General features: G+C 73.2%; 14 protein-coding genes. 9 read left to right on the forward strand and 5 right to left on the reverse strand.

Annotation, left to right across the window (positions count from 1 at the left end):
* Positions 1–11: 11 nt before the first annotated feature.
* Positions 12–629 (reverse strand): hemerythrin domain-containing protein, encoded by a 618-nt coding sequence (locus ACLQ2U_RS16155; RefSeq protein WP_425751464.1) that lies wholly within the window; start codon positions 627–629, stop codon positions 12–14.
* Between the two features lie 224 nt (positions 630–853).
* On the opposite strand from ACLQ2U_RS16155, the gene ACLQ2U_RS16160 reads away from it, so the two are divergent.
* A complete protein-coding gene (locus ACLQ2U_RS16160) occupies positions 854–2,182 on the forward strand; it encodes a M20/M25/M40 family metallo-hydrolase (protein WP_425751465.1) in 1,329 nt (442 codons plus the stop codon).
* A 48-nt stretch (positions 2,183–2,230) separates the two neighbouring features.
* A complete protein-coding gene (locus ACLQ2U_RS16165) occupies positions 2,231–2,893 on the forward strand; it encodes a hypothetical protein (protein WP_425751466.1) in 663 nt (220 codons plus the stop codon).
* Between the two features lie 90 nt (positions 2,894–2,983).
* Here ACLQ2U_RS16165 and ACLQ2U_RS16170 read toward each other — a convergent pair whose 3' ends face one another.
* Positions 2,984–3,175, reverse strand: a complete 192-nt coding sequence (locus tag ACLQ2U_RS16170) for a DUF5703 family protein (RefSeq protein WP_039906151.1) — start codon at positions 3,173–3,175, stop codon at positions 2,984–2,986.
* A gap of 139 nt (positions 3,176–3,314) precedes the next feature.
* The gene (locus ACLQ2U_RS16175) at positions 3,315–4,286 is read right to left on the reverse strand and encodes an aldo/keto reductase (RefSeq protein ID WP_425751467.1); all 972 of its coding nucleotides are present in this window, start codon (positions 4,284–4,286) and stop codon (positions 3,315–3,317) included.
* Positions 4,287–4,483: 197 nt separating this feature from the next.
* Between ACLQ2U_RS16175 and ACLQ2U_RS16180 the strand changes: the two genes are divergently transcribed.
* The 6 genes from ACLQ2U_RS16180 (at position 4,484) to mshC (ending at position 9,963) form a co-directional block, all read left to right on the forward strand.
* Positions 4,484–5,536, forward strand: a complete 1,053-nt coding sequence (locus tag ACLQ2U_RS16180; protein ID WP_425751468.1) for an LLM class F420-dependent oxidoreductase — start codon at positions 4,484–4,486, stop codon at positions 5,534–5,536.
* Positions 5,533–6,369, forward strand: a complete 837-nt coding sequence (locus ACLQ2U_RS16185) for an undecaprenyl-diphosphate phosphatase (RefSeq protein ID WP_425751469.1) — start codon at positions 5,533–5,535, stop codon at positions 6,367–6,369. Before ACLQ2U_RS16180 ends, ACLQ2U_RS16185 begins: the two co-directional genes overlap by 4 nt.
* A 77-nt stretch (positions 6,370–6,446) precedes the next feature.
* Entirely contained in the window at positions 6,447–7,151 is a 705-nt protein-coding gene (locus tag ACLQ2U_RS16190; RefSeq protein ID WP_425751470.1) for a histidine phosphatase family protein, read from the forward strand.
* A gap of 112 nt (positions 7,152–7,263) precedes the next feature.
* Positions 7,264–7,845 carry a DUF3090 domain-containing protein gene (locus ACLQ2U_RS16195; protein WP_425751471.1) on the forward strand — a complete coding sequence of 194 codons (582 nt, stop codon included), beginning with the start codon at positions 7,264–7,266 and terminating at the stop codon, positions 7,843–7,845.
* Entirely contained in the window at positions 7,842–8,657 is an 816-nt protein-coding gene (locus tag ACLQ2U_RS16200) for an SCO1664 family protein (protein WP_425751472.1), read from the forward strand. Before ACLQ2U_RS16195 ends, ACLQ2U_RS16200 begins: the two co-directional genes overlap by 4 nt.
* 67 nt (positions 8,658–8,724) lie before the next feature.
* Positions 8,725–9,963, forward strand: a complete 1,239-nt coding sequence (mshC, locus tag ACLQ2U_RS16205; RefSeq protein ID WP_425751473.1) for a cysteine--1-D-myo-inosityl 2-amino-2-deoxy-alpha-D-glucopyranoside ligase — start codon at positions 8,725–8,727, stop codon at positions 9,961–9,963.
* A gap of 99 nt (positions 9,964–10,062) precedes the next feature.
* Here mshC and ACLQ2U_RS16210 read toward each other — a convergent pair whose 3' ends face one another.
* Both ACLQ2U_RS16210 and ACLQ2U_RS16215 read right to left on the reverse strand, forming a co-directional pair.
* Positions 10,063–10,854, reverse strand: coding sequence for a GntR family transcriptional regulator (locus tag ACLQ2U_RS16210; RefSeq protein WP_425751474.1), 792 nt, complete (start codon positions 10,852–10,854; stop codon positions 10,063–10,065).
* A gap of 117 nt (positions 10,855–10,971) precedes the next feature.
* Complete coding sequence (locus tag ACLQ2U_RS16215) at positions 10,972–11,841, reverse strand: PAC2 family protein (protein WP_425751475.1); 870 nt, start codon at positions 11,839–11,841, stop codon at positions 10,972–10,974.
* Between the two features lie 258 nt (positions 11,842–12,099).
* Here ACLQ2U_RS16215 and metH point away from each other — a divergent pair, with 258 nt between their 5' ends.
* Entirely contained in the window at positions 12,100–15,615 is a 3,516-nt protein-coding gene (gene metH, locus ACLQ2U_RS16220; protein ID WP_425751476.1) for a methionine synthase, read from the forward strand.
* Positions 15,616–15,618: the final 3 nt, after the last annotated feature.

A 15,618-nucleotide genomic window follows, 5' to 3' on the forward strand; every position in this document is an offset into this window, starting at 1 on the left:
ACGACGATGGATCAGTCCCGGGCGCGCCGCCTGAGGTCGGCCAGGTACGTCCGCCGGCCGGTCACCGCGTCGCGCACCTTGTCCACCACGCCCACCGCCGGTTCGACGATCCGGTTCCACGGCGGGGTCGCCGGGGTGCCCGGGTGCGGCCGGGTGGGCGCCGCCTCCTCGGCGATCTCCCACCGGTTGCCCAGCCGGATCAGTTCGGCGTCGGTGGCCACCTCGCGCAGCGGGGTGATCAGCGCCGAGACCGTCTCGGCGTGCCGGCGGATCCGGTCGGCGACGTCGGCCAGCGCCGGGTCGTCCGGGCCGGTGAGCGCCTTGAGCGCGGCGAGCAACGCGGCGTCCGCCTCGAGCTCCCGGTCCACCCGGTCGGCCTCCTCGGGAAGCGCGGCCCGGGCCGCCGGGAGCAGGTACTGCTCCTCGGCGGAGAGGTGCCGGGAGACCGCGGCGGTGAGCACATCGACCACCTGCCGGCGCCGCTCGGGGGTCAAATCCGGGTCGGTGACCTGGTCGGCCAGGCCGAGCAGCTGCCGGTGCTCGGTGTCGGCGATGTCGGCCATGCTGCGCCCGCCCGGCCGGTAGGCGTCGTCGGCGGCGGGCGGCAGCGGGGGCAGGGGGACGGTCATGGTGCCCTCCTCGACGGGTGGCCGGAGCACGGGGACGGCCGGTACGACGGGCGGTGCGGGGACGGCGGCGAGGTACCCGTACGCGTCGATCGCGAAACCCGGGCGGCGAGCGACCGAGCCCCCGGACGCCGCCATGTCGCGGCCTGGAGTCGATCAACCTGCCGCGCGCCCCGCTCCGGCGGCCGGCCCGTTCGCGGCGGCCCCCCGGCTGGTAGAAAGAGGCGATGACGAGCGACGCCACCTCCGCCCGACCCGAGCCCACCGACGAGGTCGTCGACCTCTGCCGCGACCTGCTGCGCATCGACACCACCAACACCGGCGACAACGCCACCAGTGCCGGGGAGCGCAAAGCGGCCGAGTACGTCGCGGAGAAGCTGGCCGAGGTCGGCGTCGAGTCGCAACTACTGGAGTCCGCTCCGGGCCGGGCCAACGTGATCGCCCGGATCCCCGGCACCGACCCGGGTCGGGACGCGCTGCTGGTGCATGGCCACCTGGACGTGGTGCCGGCCGACGTCGACGAGTGGTCGGTGCACCCGTTCTCCGGCGAGATCCGCGACGGTTACCTGTGGGGCCGGGGCGCGATCGACATGAAGGACTTCGACGCGATGGTGCTGGCGGTGGTGCGGCACTGGCAGCGCACCGGGGTCCGCCCACCGCGGGACATCGTGCTGGCGTACACCGCCGACGAGGAGGCGGGCAGCGAATACGGCGCGCACTTCCTGGCGCAGCGGCACCGCGACCTCTTCGACGGCTGCACCGAGGCGATCGGCGAGGTGGGCGGCTTCTCCTACTCGATCAGCGACGCCCAGCGGCTCTACCTGATCGAGACCGCCGAGAAGGGCATCGACTGGCTGCGGCTGCACGCCAGGGGCCGCCCCGGGCACGGCTCGTTCATCCACGACGACAACGCGGTCACCGCGCTCGCCGAGGCGGTCGCCCGGATCGGCCGGCACCGGTTCCCCATCACCGTCACCCCGACCGTGCGGGCCTTCCTCGAGGAGATCTCCGACGTGCTCGGCGTCGAGCTGGACCCGGACGACCCGGAGACCGCGATCGCCAAGCTGGGCCCGATCGCCAACATCATCGGCGCGACCATCCGCAGCACCGCCAACCCGACCCGGCTGGCCGCCGGCTACAAGGACAACGTCATCCCCGGCCGGGCCACCGCCACCATCGACTGCCGTAGCCTGCCGGGGCAGTCGGAGATGCTGGAGCGGCAGCTGCGCGAGTTGGTCGGCCCGGGCATCGACATCGAGTACATCCAGCGCCAGCCGGCCCTGGAGACCACCTTCGACGGTGACATGGTCGAGGCGATGTCGGCGGCGCTGCGCGCCGAGGATCCGGGTGCCCGGCCGGTGCCGTACATGCTCTCCGGCGGCACCGACGCCAAGGCGTTCTCCCAGCTCGGCATCCGCTGCTTCGGCTTCGCGCCGCTGCTGCTGCCGGCCGATCTCAACTTCTCCGCCCTGTTCCACGGCATCGACGAGCGGGTGCCGGTGGACGGACTACAGTTCGGCGTGCGGGTCCTCGACCGGTTCCTCCGCGCCTGCTGACCAGCCCCGGTTCCGCAACCCTCCCCCCATTGTCGAAGGGACTGCCTCATGACCGACCAGCACGGTGAGCTGGACGCTGCCCTCGAGCGTGTGATCGACGCCGCCCGCGCCCACCTGGCGGCCGTCCGCGCCGCCGAGGGCCGGATCGACGACGACGCCGTCTGGCAGGCGTACGTGGCGTTGAACAACGTCTCGTACGCCTACGACGAGCAGCTGCTGGACGCGTTCGGCGAGGTCACCCCGTGGGACGTGGAGTCGATCGACCCGGACGAGGCGGACGAGCGGTTCGGCGGCGGGGCCGAGGGCGCCGAGGCCACCGACCCGCACCCGCGGGTCATCTCGGTGCGCCAGCGCCGCGACTACCGGGTGCCGAGCGTCTCCGCGCTGATCCGGGTCGCCGACATCGCCCGCCGCGAGGGCACCCCGGAGGAGGACGAACCGGCGCCCGTCGAGGGCGTCGGCGAGGCGGTGCTGGAGCTGCTGCAGAGCGGCGACGGCTCGCTGAGCGCGCTGGACGTCCCGGAGCTGGAGCCGCTGGACGGCGTGGTGATGGTCAGCGAGGTCGGCACCCCGGTCGACCTGGAGTCCTTCGACGACGACGACCCGGTGGGCCCGTTTCAGCCGGCCGCCGACGACCGCCTGGTCGGCCGGCTCGACGAGCACCCGTTCCTCGACGAGGACGACCACGACCACGCCGGTCACCACCACTAGGTCGCGTCGCCCCAGGGCCCGGACCGTGACCGTCCGGGCCCCGGGCGCGCCGGCCCGTGCCGGGGTACGCCGTGCGGCGTACCGACGGGGTCAGTAGGACAGGCCCGGCTGCGGCTGGTTGACCCGGCGACGGCGCAGCATGACCTGCCGCGTTCCGTCCCGGAACAGCCGCACCCGGGCCAGTTCCCACCCGGAGAACTCCGCCTGGATCGCCAGCTGCGCCGCGGCGGTCAACCGGTCGACGTTCGGCGGCAACCGCAGCGGCGCGTATTCGTAGTCCATGGGCCCTATGCTGCCCAAGCCCGGCGGCCCTTCGCCACCCCTTGCCGGGTGACCCGCGCCGCGGCGCGGCCCGGCGCCCGGATTCCGAGCGGCGTTCCGCGGCCCGGCGCCCGGAATCCGGGCGGACAGGACGAAAGGCTCAGCCGTCGCGTTCCGGGTAGCCCACCGGCACGGCGGAGACGTCGTCCAGCGCCGTGGTGATCTCCTCCGGCAGCGTCATCCGCTCCACCTCCAGCGCGCCGAGCAGCTGACCCACGGTGCGGGCGCCCAGGATGGGCGCGGTCACCCCCGGCCGGTCCCGGATCCAGGCCAGCGCCACCTCCATCGGCGACACCCCCAGCCCGCCGGCCGCGGTGGCGACCGCCTCCACGATGCTGGAGCAGCGCGGCTCCAGGTAGGTGGCGACGAACCGTTCGAAGTGCGCCGAGGCGGCCCGGGAGTCCGCCGGCCGGCCGTGCCGGTACTTGCCGGTCAGCACCCCCCGGCCGAGCGGCGACCAGGGCAGCACGCCCAGCCCGAGCGCCGCGCAGGCCGGCAGCACCTCCCGCTCCACGCCCCGCTCCAGGAGCGAGTACTCCACCTGGGCGGCGACCACGGGGGCCCGGCCCGGCCAGGCCGCCTGCCAGGCCGCCGCCCGGGCGGTCTGCCAGCCGGAGAAGTTCGACACCCCGACGTAGCGGACCCGGCCGCTGGCCACCGCGTGGTCCAGCGCCGACAGGGTCTCCTCCAGCGGGGTGTCCAGGTCGTACCCGTGGACCTGCCAGAGGTCGACGTGGTCGGTGCCCAGCCGGTGCAGCGACGCGTCCAGGGTGCGCAGCAGGTGCCCGCGGGAGCCGTCGCGACGCCGGCCGCTGCCTGGCCGCAGGCCCGCCTTCGTGGCGATCAGCAGATCCTCGCGCGGGACCAGGCTGCCCAGCAGCGAGCCGATCACCGACTCGGCGTCGCCGTCGGCGTACACGTCGGCGGTGTCGATCAGGTTGCCGCCCGCGTCGAGGAAACTCTTCAGCTGGGCGGCCGCGTCGTCGGCGTCGGTGTCCCGACCCCAGGTCATGGTGCCGAGCGCGAGCCGGGAAACCGCCAGCCCGCTTCGGCCGAGCGGTCGCTGTTGCATGGGTGAACCTTATTTCGAACCCGCCGTCACCGATATCCTCGCTCCCGGCATCTTCGCCCGTCGCGTCGCCGATCCGACCGTGACCGTGTCCCGGGCCGGTCGTTGAGGGCGCGGGCGTGGGTGGTGAGCCGGTGATCGGACCCGCAGCCGGTATTGCGTACCCTGATGCGACCTGTGGTGCGGATGGGGGAGGACCAGTGCGACTCGGGCTCAGCCTCGGATACCAGACGGCGTGGAGCACGCCGACCGATCACCTGGCGCTTGCCCGGGAGGCGGACCGGCTCGGCTACTCGGTGGTGTGGGCGGCGGAGGCCTACGGCTCCGACTCCCCGAGCATGCTGGCCTGGATGGCCGGCCAGACCGAGCGGATCGACGTGGGCAGCGCGGTGATGCAGATCCCCGCCCGTACCCCGGCGATGACCGCGATGACCGCGGCCACCATCGACGCGCTCTCCGGCGGCCGGTTCCGGCTCGGCCTGGGCGTCTCCGGCCCCCAGGTCTCCGAGGGCTGGCACGGCGTCCGGTTCGCCAAGCCGCTGGCGCGCACCCGCGAGTACGTGGACATCGTGAAGCTGGCCGTGGCCCGCAAGGAGGTCGCGTACGACGGCGAGCACTACACGCTGCCGCTGCCCGACGGGCCGGGCAAGGCGCTGCGGCTGGGCTTCCACCCGCCGCGCGAGCACATCCCGATCTACCTCGCCGCGGTCGGCCCGAAGAACCTCGAGCTGGCCGGCGAGATCGCCGACGGCTGGCTGGCCGTCTTCTACGCCCCCGAGTTCGCCGAGGAGCAGCTCGCCCCGGTGCGCGCGGGGCGGGCGAAGGCCGGCAAGGAGCTGGCCGGTTTCGACGTGGTGCCGTCCGTGCCGGTGGTGGTCGGTGACGACGTCGCCTCCTGCGCCGAGCTGGTCCGCTGGTACGCCGCCCTCTACGTCGGGGGCATGGGCAGCCGGCAGCAGAACTTCTACAACCAGCTCGCCACCCGGATGGGTTACGGCGACGCCGCCCGCGAGGTGCAGGACCTCTACCTGGCCAAGCGGCAGCGCGACGCGGCGGCCGCGGTGCCGATGGAGTTCATCGACCGCACCTCGCTGCTCGGCCCGAAGGAGCGCATCGCCGAGCGGATGCGGGAGTACGCCGCGGCCGGCGTCACCACCCTGTCGGTGACGCTCTTCGTCGCCGACCGGGACAGCGGGGTGCAGACCCTGCGCACCGTCGCCGAGGCGCTGGAGCTCTCCGGGGTCGGCGAGTGACCTGGGTCGAGGCCATCGTCCTGGGCATCGTCCAGGGGCTCACCGAGTTCCTGCCGATCAGCTCGTCGGCCCACCTGCGGATCACCTCGGCGATCTTCTTCGGGCGCGACGCCGGTGCCTCCTTCACGGCGGTGACCCAGCTGGGCACCGAGGCGGCGGTGCTGATCTACTTCGCCAAGGACATCTGGCGGATCACGCGGATCTGGCTGGTCGGGATCCGGGACCGCTCGGTGCGGTCCAGCCTCGACTACCGGATGGGCTGGTACGTGATCGTCGGCTCGATCCCGATCGGGCTGTTCGGTTTCCTGTTCAAGGACCAGATCCAGACCGCCGCGCGCAACCTGTGGCTGGTGGCCACCACGCTGATCGTCTTCGCCTTCGTGCTCGCCTTCGCCGAGTACTGGGGCCGGCAGACCCGCACCCTGGAGAACTTCCGGCTGCGCGACGGCGTGGTGATGGGGTTCGCCCAGGCGATGGCGTTGGTGCCCGGGGTGTCCCGCTCCGGCGGCACGCTCACCGCCGGCCTGCTGCTCAACCTGACCCGCGAGACGGCGACCCGGTACTCGTTCCTGCTGGCCATCCCGGCGGTGGTGATGTCCGGGGTGTTCAGCCTCGGTGACGTGTTCGAACCCGCCGCCCCGGGCACCGCGGCGCCCAGCGGCGCTCAGATGGTGGTGGCGACGCTGATCGCCGGCGCGATCGGCTACGCGGCCATCGCCTGGCTGCTGCGCTACGTGGCGCACCACACCCTGTACGTCTTCGTGCTCTACCGGGTGGCGCTCGGCACGCTGGTGCTCGCGCTGCTGCTGACCGACACGATCAGCGCCACCTGAGGCGGGACCACCCGCGACGGCCCCCGACACCACCGGTGCCGGGGGCCGTCGCAGGTCCGGGGCCCTAGGGTGGTGGCGTGGCGACCCTTCTGCTTCTGCGACACGGCCGGACGACGGCGAACGCCGACGGCGGGCTGGCCGGCCGTCAGCCGGTCGAGCTGGACGACACCGGCCGGGCCCAGGCGGCGTCGGTCGGCGAGCGGCTGCGCGCGCTGCCCCTGGCGGCGGTGGTGACCAGCCCGCTGATCCGCTGCCGGCAGACCCTCCAGCTGGCGCTGCCGCAGGCCGAGCCGGTGGTGGAGGAGGGGCTGATCGAGTGCGGCTACGGCGCCTGGGAGGGGCAGCCGCTGAAGAAGCTGGCCAAGGAGCCGCTCTGGCCGGTGGTGCAGCAGCACCCGAGCGCCGCGGTCTTCCCGGAGGGGGAGTCCATGGCGGGGATGGCGGCCCGGGCGGTCGCCGCGGTCCGCTCCTGGGACGCCCGGGTCACCGCAGAGCACGGCCCGGAGGCGGTCTGGCTGGCGTGCAGCCACGGCGATGTGATCAAGGCCATCGTCGCGGACGCGCTCGGCGTACACCTGGACCTGTTCCAGCGCATCGTCGCGGATCCGGCCTCGGTGACCGCGATCCGCTACACCCCGCTGCGGCCCTTCCTGGTCCGGCTCAACGACACCGGTGGCGACCTGGCCGGGCTGGTGCCGCCGCCACACAAGCGGCGCCGGCGGGCCACCCGGGCGACGGACTCCGACGCCGCCGTCGGCGGCGGCGCCGGGGCCGCCGGGTGAACCGCGTCGCCCCGCCGGGCGCGGGCCGGCGCTGGTCGGCGGCGTTCGCCCTGGGCGGAACCACTGTCGGTGCGGTGCGCGACGCTTCCACGGGCCGGATAGGGTCGTGGGTATGACGCACCAGGTGCACGCCTTCGAGCCGCCGGAGCGGTTCGTCGCCGGAACCGTCGGGCCGCCGGGGGAGCGCACGTTCTTCCTGCAGGCGCGCGGCGGCGGCCGGCTGGTCAGCGTCGCGCTGGAGAAGGTGCAGGTGTCGCTGCTCGCCGAGAAGCTGGAGGAGCTGCTCTCCGAGGCGCAGCGCCGGTTCGGCGTCGAGCTGCCGGAGGCACCCGTGGCCGTCGGCGACAACGACCCGCTGGACGTCCCGGTCGACGAGGAGTTCCGGGTCGGGACCCTCGGCCTGGCCTTCGACGTGGACAGCGCGACCGTGGTGATCGAGGCGATCGCCGTCGGCGAGGCGGAGGTCGCGGTCGAGCTGGGCGACGACGAGGACGACGAGGACGACGACGACGAGGAAGAGCCGGACGACGACCTCGACCGGCTCCGGGTGCGGCTGACCCCGGAGGCGACCCGCGAGTTCATCCAGCGGGCCAAGCGGGTGGTCAACGCCGGACGCCCGCCGTGCCCGCTCTGCGGCCAGCCCCTCGACCCGGCCGGCCACCTCTGCCCGCGGCACAACGGCTACCACCGGTGACCTCGTTGGAGTTGCGGCGCCGGGACGGCAGCGCGGCGCTCCGGCTGCTGCGCGACGGTGAGCTGACCCTCGAGGGTCGGCTGGTGGACGCCTCCAACACGACCCTGCGCGGGATCCTGACCCTTGACGGGCAGATCGCCCGGTGCGTCTACAAGCCGGTCCGTGGTGAGCGGCCGCTCTGGGACTTCCCGGACGGCACCCTCGCCGGCCGGGAGGTGTCGGCCTACCTCGTCTCCCGGGCCACCGGCTGGGACCTGGTGCCGCCGACCCTGCTGCGGGACGGCCCGTTCGGCCCCGGCTCCTGCCAGCTCTGGATCGACGAGCCCGAGGACACCGAGCCGCTGGTCGGCTTCGTGCCCGCCGCGGCGGTGCCGCGGCGCTGGTTCCCGGTCGCCGCGGCCCGCGACGACGACGGCGCCGCGTACGCCCTCGCCCACGCCGACGACCCGCGGCTGGCCCGGCTGGCAGTCCTCGACGCGGTGCTCAACAACGCCGACCGCAAGGGCGGGCACGTGCTGGTCGGCCCGGACGACCGGCTCTACGGCGTCGACCACGGGGTGTGCTTCCACGTCGAGGAGAAGCTGCGCACCGTGCTGTGGGGCTGGGCCGGCCGGCAGCTCCCCCCGGACGCGGTCGAGATGCTCGGCGCGCTGGCCGGGCAGGTCGCCGGTGAGCTGGGCGAGGAGCTGGCCGAGCACCTGACCGTCGGTGAGGTGGCCGAGCTGGCCGCCCGGATCGACCGGCTGCGCGGCGGCGGCCTGTTCCCGCTGCCGCCCGAGGAGTGGCCCGCGATGCCCTGGCCGCCCATGTGAGCCGTTGTCGCGTTGATCACCCGAGGGGCGGCTCCCCGGCGGCCGGAGGCTCGTTAGGCTGACGGTCATGGAGTCTTGGACGGGACATGATGTGCCACGGCTGCCGGGTGACGGCGGGCCACTGAGCTTGTACGACTCGGCGCGGCGCGGTGTCCACCCCAACCGGCCGGACGCCGCCGGCACCATGTACGTCTGCGGCATCACCCCGTACGACGCCACCCACCTCGGCCACGCCGCCACCATGATCACTTTCGACCTCGTGCAGCGGATGTGGCGCGACGCCGGCCTGACCGTCCGGTACGTGCAGAACGTCACCGACATCGACGACCCGCTGCTGGAGCGCGCCGAGCGCGACGGCGAGGACTGGAAGGTCCTGGCGATGCGGGAGACGGCGCTGTTCCGGGAGGACATGGAGGCGCTGCGGATCATCCCGCCGGCACACTACGTCGGTGCGGTGGAGTCGATCCCGGACATCGCCGAGAAGGTCCTGGTGCTGTTCAAGGACGGTGCCGCGTACCGCCTCGACGACGGCACCGGTGATGTCTACTTCGACGTCAGCGCCGCCCCGGCGTTCGGCTACGAGTCGAACCTGACCCGGGAGCAGATGCTGGAGCTCTTCCCGGAGCGCGGCGGTGACCCGGACCGGGCCGGCAAGCGCGACCCGCTCGACCCGCTGCTCTGGCGCGGCGCCCGCGAGGGGGAGCCGTCCTGGCCCGGCGGCGAGCTGGGCGCCGGCCGCCCGGGCTGGCACATCGAGTGCGCGGTGATCGCGCTGAACCTGCTCGGCGACCGGATCGACGTGCAGGGCGGCGGCAACGACCTGCTCTTCCCGCACCACGAGTGCTCCGCGGCGCACGCCGAGCGGCTCACCGGCCAGGCGCCCTTCGCCGGCCACTACGTGCACGCCGGCATGATCGGCCTGAACGGCGAGAAGATGTCGAAGTCCAAGGGCAACCTGGTCTTCGTCTCCCGGCTGCGGGCCGACAAGGTCGACCCGATGGCCGTCCGGCTGGCGCTGATGTCCGGGCACTACCGTGCCGACCGCTCCTGGACCGACGAGCTGCTCGGCGTCGCGCAGGAGCGCCTGGCCCGCTGGCGCCGGGCCGCCGCCGCGCCCACCGGGCCGTCCGGGGAGGCGTTTCTGGCCGGCGTACGCGCCCGACTCGGCGACGACCTGGACACCCCGGGCGCCCTGGCTCTCGCCGACGACTGGGCCGACCGGGCCCTCGCCGGCGCCGCCGACGACCCGGAGGCCCCGGCCCTCTTCGCCACCACCGTGGACGCCCTCCTCGGCATCCGCCTCTGAACTGGAGCCCATGATCGTCTGCGGCTGAGCGGCAGCACCGACGGCGTGTCGTGTCGCTGGACCGTAGACGATCTCGGGGGCTCGGATACGGCCGGCGGGTCAGCCGAGGACCAGGCCGGGGTCGGGGTCCTGGTCCGGCGCCGGGGCGGGGATCTTGTACTCCTCGGTGAGGGTGGTCATCGGGCCGGGCCAGGTGGCCTGGGCGACCTCGATCGGCTTGCGGTGGGCGTCGTAGGCGACGTGCAGCAGGTGCAGCACCGGGGTGTCCGGGCGGATCTGCAGGGTCTCCGCCTCCTCCCGGCTGGGCTGGCGGGCGCTGATCGTGTCGGCGGCCGAGACGTACCGCCGGCCGGTGGCCTCCTCGGCCTCCTGGTAGAGCGGCCGGCCGAACGCCTCGGCCCGTTCCAGGGAGGTGCCGGCGGTGTCCTCCGGCAGGAACCAGGAGGCGCCCACCTCGACCGGTGAGTCCTCGGTGCGGACCAGGTGGCGGCGGCAGAGCAGGTCGGTGCCGTCGGCCACGCCGAACGCGTCGGCCACCTCCGGCGGGGCGGGGGCGCGGCCGACGGAGACCAGCTGTTGCCGGTATCGGGCGGCCAGGTCGGTGTGGTAGCCGCGGAAGCCGCCGTACCGGCCCCGGGAGAGCCGGTTGAGCCGGCGCCGGGTGCCCCGGACGTACGTACCGGAGCCGGGCTTGGTGATCAGGATGCCCTCGACCCGCAGCTGGTCGACGGCGCGCTGCACGGTCTGCTTGGCGACGCCGAACATCTCGGCGATGGCCGGGATGGACGGCAGCCGCTCGCCCGGCGCCCAGTCGCCGCGGCGGACCTGCGCCTTGAGCTGCGCGGCGATCTGCCGGTGCGGGAACTCCGCCGCCCCTGGGTTGATCTGCATGACCCGACTCCTCACCTCAGCTAGGTTCCTAGGATGCCTCAGCGGGAGTGACGGTGCCACCCCGGACACGCGAAAGGCCCCGGACGTCGCAAACGTCCGGGGCCCGAAAGGGCGGGTTTACCAGGAGCCGGCGGTCGGACCGGCGGAGCCGCCCCGGCGGCGCAGGTACTTCTCGAACTCCTGGGCGATCTCGTCCCCGGTCAGCGGCGTGATGCCGGCATCGCCCACCCGTTCCTCCAGCTCACGGACGTACTCGCCGAGCTCGGCGTCCTGCTCGGCGGCGCCGCGCACCCGCTGCTCCCACTCGGCGGCCTCCTCGGCCATGTCGGCCATCGGCACCGGCAGGTCGAGCACCTCCTCGACCCGGTGCAGCAGGGCGAGGGTGGCCTTGGGGCAGGGCGGGTTGTTGGCGTAGTGCGGCACGTGCACCCAGAACGAGACCGCGTCCACCTCGGCCCGGGTGCAGGCGTCGTGCAGCACCCCGACGATGCCGGTCGGCCCGTCGTAGCGGGTGGGGGTGAGCTGGTAGCGCTCGGCGGCCTCCGCGTCGGAGGCGCTGCCGCTGATCGGCAGGGGCCGGGTGTACGGCACGTCGGCCAGCAGCGCGCCGAGCAGCACCACCCGCTCCACCTCGAGGCTGTGGCAGATCTCCAGCACCTGCTCGCAGAAGGTGCGCCAGCGCATGCTCGGCTCGATGCCGCGGATCAGCACCACGTCCCGTTCGGTGCCCTCGGGGCTGGCCACCATGAACTTCGTGGTGGGCCACTCGACCCGGCGGGTCTCGCCGTCGGCCATGGTGATGGTCGGCCGGCTGACCTGGAAGTCGTAGAAGTCCTCCGGGTCCAGCTCGGTGATCGGGCGGGCCTTCCAGACCTGCTCCAGGTGTTCCACGGCGGCGGTGGAGGCGTCCGCGGCGTCGTTCCAGCCCTCGAAGGCGGCGATCGCCACCGGGGACCGCAGCACCGGCAGCCCGTCGAACTCGGTCACGCCGTCACCTCACCCTGCTCGTCGGGGACGGCGCCGGGCACCGGCCCGGTCGTCGGCCCGCCGTGCACGGTGGCGTCCCTGATGTCCTTCACGTCCGCCAGCCTACGTGCCGGGTCGGGATGCGGCCCGTCGGCCGCGCCGGTCCGCCGCCCCGCCGCACGGGCGAAAGCCCACGAAACGGGTACGGCGCCCGTCGGCAGAATGTGGGACCGCCCTAGGTGCTTACCGGCGCGCGGATCATCGCACTAACCTAGTGCCGTGCAGACTTCGTTGCTGGATGTGCTGGCCGACCGGATCCTCATCGCCGACGGGGCGATGGGCACAATGCTGCATGCGGCGGACCTGGTCCTCGACGACTTCGAGGGCCTGGAGGGCTGCAACGAGATCCTCAACGTGACCCGGCCCGACGTGGTGCGCGGGGTGCACGAGGCGTACCTGGCGGCCGGGTCGGACTGTGTCGAGACCAACACCTTCGGCGCCAACCTGCCGAACCTCGCCGAGTACGGGATCGAGGGGCGGATCCGGGAGCTGTCCGAGGCGGGCGCCCGGCTGGCCCGCGAGGCCGTCGACGCCGTCGCCACGCCGGAGCACCCCCGGTTCGTCCTCGGCTCGATCGGGCCGGGCACGAAGCTGCCCACCCTGGGGCACGCCCCGTACGCCTCCCTGCGGGACGCGTACCAGGAGAACGCGGCCGGCCTCATCGCCGGCGGGGCGGACGCGCTGATCATCGAGACCTGCCAGGACCTGCTCCAGGTCAAGGCCGCGGTCGTCGGGTCGAAGCGGGCGATGGCCGAGCTGGGCCAGCGGGTGCCGATCATCTGCCAGGTCGCCGTGGAGACCACCGGCACGATGCTGCTGGGCAGCGAGATCGGGGCGGCGCTGGCCGCGATCGAGCCGCTCGGGGTGGACCTGATCGGGCTCAACTGTTCGACCGGGCCGGCGGAGATGGGCGAGCACCTGCGCTACCTCTCCCAGCACTCGCGGATCCCGCTGTCGGTGATGCCGAACGCCGGGCTGCCGGTGCTGACCGCGGAGGGGGCGTACTTCCCGCTGACCCCGGTCGAGATGGCCGACGCACTGGAACGGTTCGTGACCGACTACGGCGTGTCGCTGGTGGGCGGCTGCTGCGGCACCACGCCGGAGCACATCCGGGTGCTCGTCGAGCGGCTGCGGGGCGCGGCGCCGGTGGCGCGTCAGCCGCAGCCCGAGCCCGGTGTCTCGTCGATCTACCACCCGGTGCCGTTCGCCCAGGACGCCAGCGTGCTGATGGTGGGGGAGCGGACCAACGCCAACGGTTCCAAGGCGTTCCGCGACGCGATGCTGGCCGGCAACTGGCAGGCCTGCGTGGACATCGCGCGCGGCCAGGCCCGGGACGGCTCGCACCTGCTGGACCTCTGCGTGGACTACGTGGGCCGGGACGGCACCCAGGACATGCGCGAGCTGGCCGGGCGGTTCGCCACCGCCTCCACGTTGCCGATCATGCTGGACTCCACCGAGCCGGCAGTGGTCGAGGCCGGGCTGGAGACGCTCGGCGGTCGCTGCGTGGTCAACTCGGTCAACTTCGAGGACGGCGACGGCCCGGACTCCCGCTACGCCAAGGTGATGCCGGTGGTGGCCGAGCACGGCGCCGCGGTGGTCGCGCTGCTCATCGACGAGGAGGGGCAGGCCCGTACCAAGGAGTGGAAGGTCCGGGTCGCGGCACGGCTGATCGAGGACCTGACCACCCGCTGGGGGCTGCACCGCTCCGACATCCTGATCGACGCGTTGACCTTCCCGATCGCCACCGGCCAGGAGGAGACCCGCCGGGACGGCATCGAGACCATCGAGGCGATCCGGGAGATCGCCGCCCGCTACCCGGGGGTCAACTTCACCCTGGGCATCTCGAACGTCTCCTTCGGACTCAACCCGGCGGCCCGGCAGGTGCTCAACTCGGTGTTCCTGCACGAGTGCGTGCAGGCCGGGCTGACCTCGGCGATCGTGCACGCCAGCAAGATCCTGCCGATGTCGAAGATCGCCGACGAGCAGCGCGACGTCGCGCTGGACCTGATCTACGACCGCCGGCGCGAGGGGTACGACCCGGTGCAGCGGTACCTCGAGCTCTTCGAGGGCGTGGACGTCACCAGCGCCCGCGCCACCCGGGCCGAGGAGCTGGCCGGGCTGCCGCTGGACGAGCGGCTCAAGCGGCGCATCATCGACGGTGAGCGCAACGGCCTGGAGGCCGACCTGGAGACGGCGATGGCCGAGGGGCGCAGCCCGCTGTCCATCATCAACGACATCCTGCTCGACGGGATGAAGGTCGTCGGCGAGCTGTTCGGCTCCGGCCAGATGCAGCTGCCGTTCGTGCTCCAGTCCGCCGAGGTGATGAAGACCGCGGTGGCCTACCTGGAGCCGTACATGGAGAAGGCCGACGACGGCGGCAAGGGCCGCATCGTGCTCGCCACGGTCAAGGGCGACGTGCACGACATCGGCAAGAACCTGGTCGACATCATCCTGTCCAACAACGGCTACGAGGTCGTCAACATCGGCATCAAGCAGCCGATCACCGCGATCCTGGACGCCGCCGAGGCGCACCGGGCCGACGCGATCGGCATGTCCGGCCTGCTGGTCAAGAGCACCGTGATCATGAAGGAGAACCTCGCCGAGATGGCCTCGCGCGGGGTCGCCGAGCGGTGGCCGGTGCTGCTCGGCGGCGCGGCGCTGACCCGGGCGTACGTCGAGGACGACCTGCGGTCGCTGTTCCCCGGCCAGGTGCACTACGCCCGGGACGCCTTCGAGGGGCTGTCCCTGATGGACCGGGTGATGACCGCCAAGCGCGGCGGCGCGCCGGTGGTCGACCCGGAGCGGGAGGCGGCCCTGGCGGCCCGGCGGGCCCGGCGCGAGAAGCAGCGGGCCATGGTCAGCGAGGCGCTGCCGGAGCTGCACGACGCTTCGGTCCGCTCCGACGTGGCCGCCGACGTGGAGGTGCCCGCCCCGCCGTTCTTCGGCACCCGGGTGGTCAAGGGGGTGCCGCTGGCCGACTACGCGGCGCTGCTCGACGAGCGGGCCACCTTCCTCGGCCAGTGGGGGCTGCGCGGCGCCCGCGGCGGCAAGGGACCGTCGTACGAGGAGCTGGTGGAGACCGAGGGCCGGCCGCGGCTGCGTTACTGGCTGGACCGGCTGATCGCCGACCAGGTGCTCGAGGCGGCCGTGGTGTACGGCTACTTCCCCGCGTACGCCGAGGGCAACGACCTGGTGGTGCTGGACGAGAACGGCAACTCCGAGCGGGCCCGGTTCTCCTTCCCACGGCAGCGGCAGGAGCGGCGGCTCTGCCTGGCCGACTTCTTCCGCCCCAAGGGCGACCAGCTCGACGTGGTGGCGTTGCAGCTGGTCACCGTCGGGCAGCCGATCAGCGAGTACACCGCGAAGATGTTCGCCGGCAACGAGTACCGCGACTACCTGGAGGTGCACGGCCTGTCGGTGCAGCTCACCGAGGCCCTGGCCGAGTACTGGCACCGGCGGATCCGCGCCGAGCTGACCCTGCCCGGCGGCCGTGCGGTCGTCGACGACGACCCGGCGGACCTGGCCGGTCTGCTGCGCAACGACTACCGCGGCTGCCGGTACGCGTTCGGCTACCCGGCCTGCCCGGACCTGGAGGACCGGGCGAAGATCGTCAGCCTGCTGGGCGCGGAGCGGATCGGGGTGCAGCTGTCGGAGGAGTTCCAGCTGGTGCCGGAGCAGGCGACGGACGCGATCGTGGTGCACCACCCGGAGGCGAACTACTTCAACGCCAAGTGATCA

Source organism: Micromonospora sp. DT47 (assembly GCF_049844475.1).
Taxonomy (GTDB): Bacteria; Actinomycetota; Actinomycetes; order Mycobacteriales; family Micromonosporaceae; genus Micromonospora.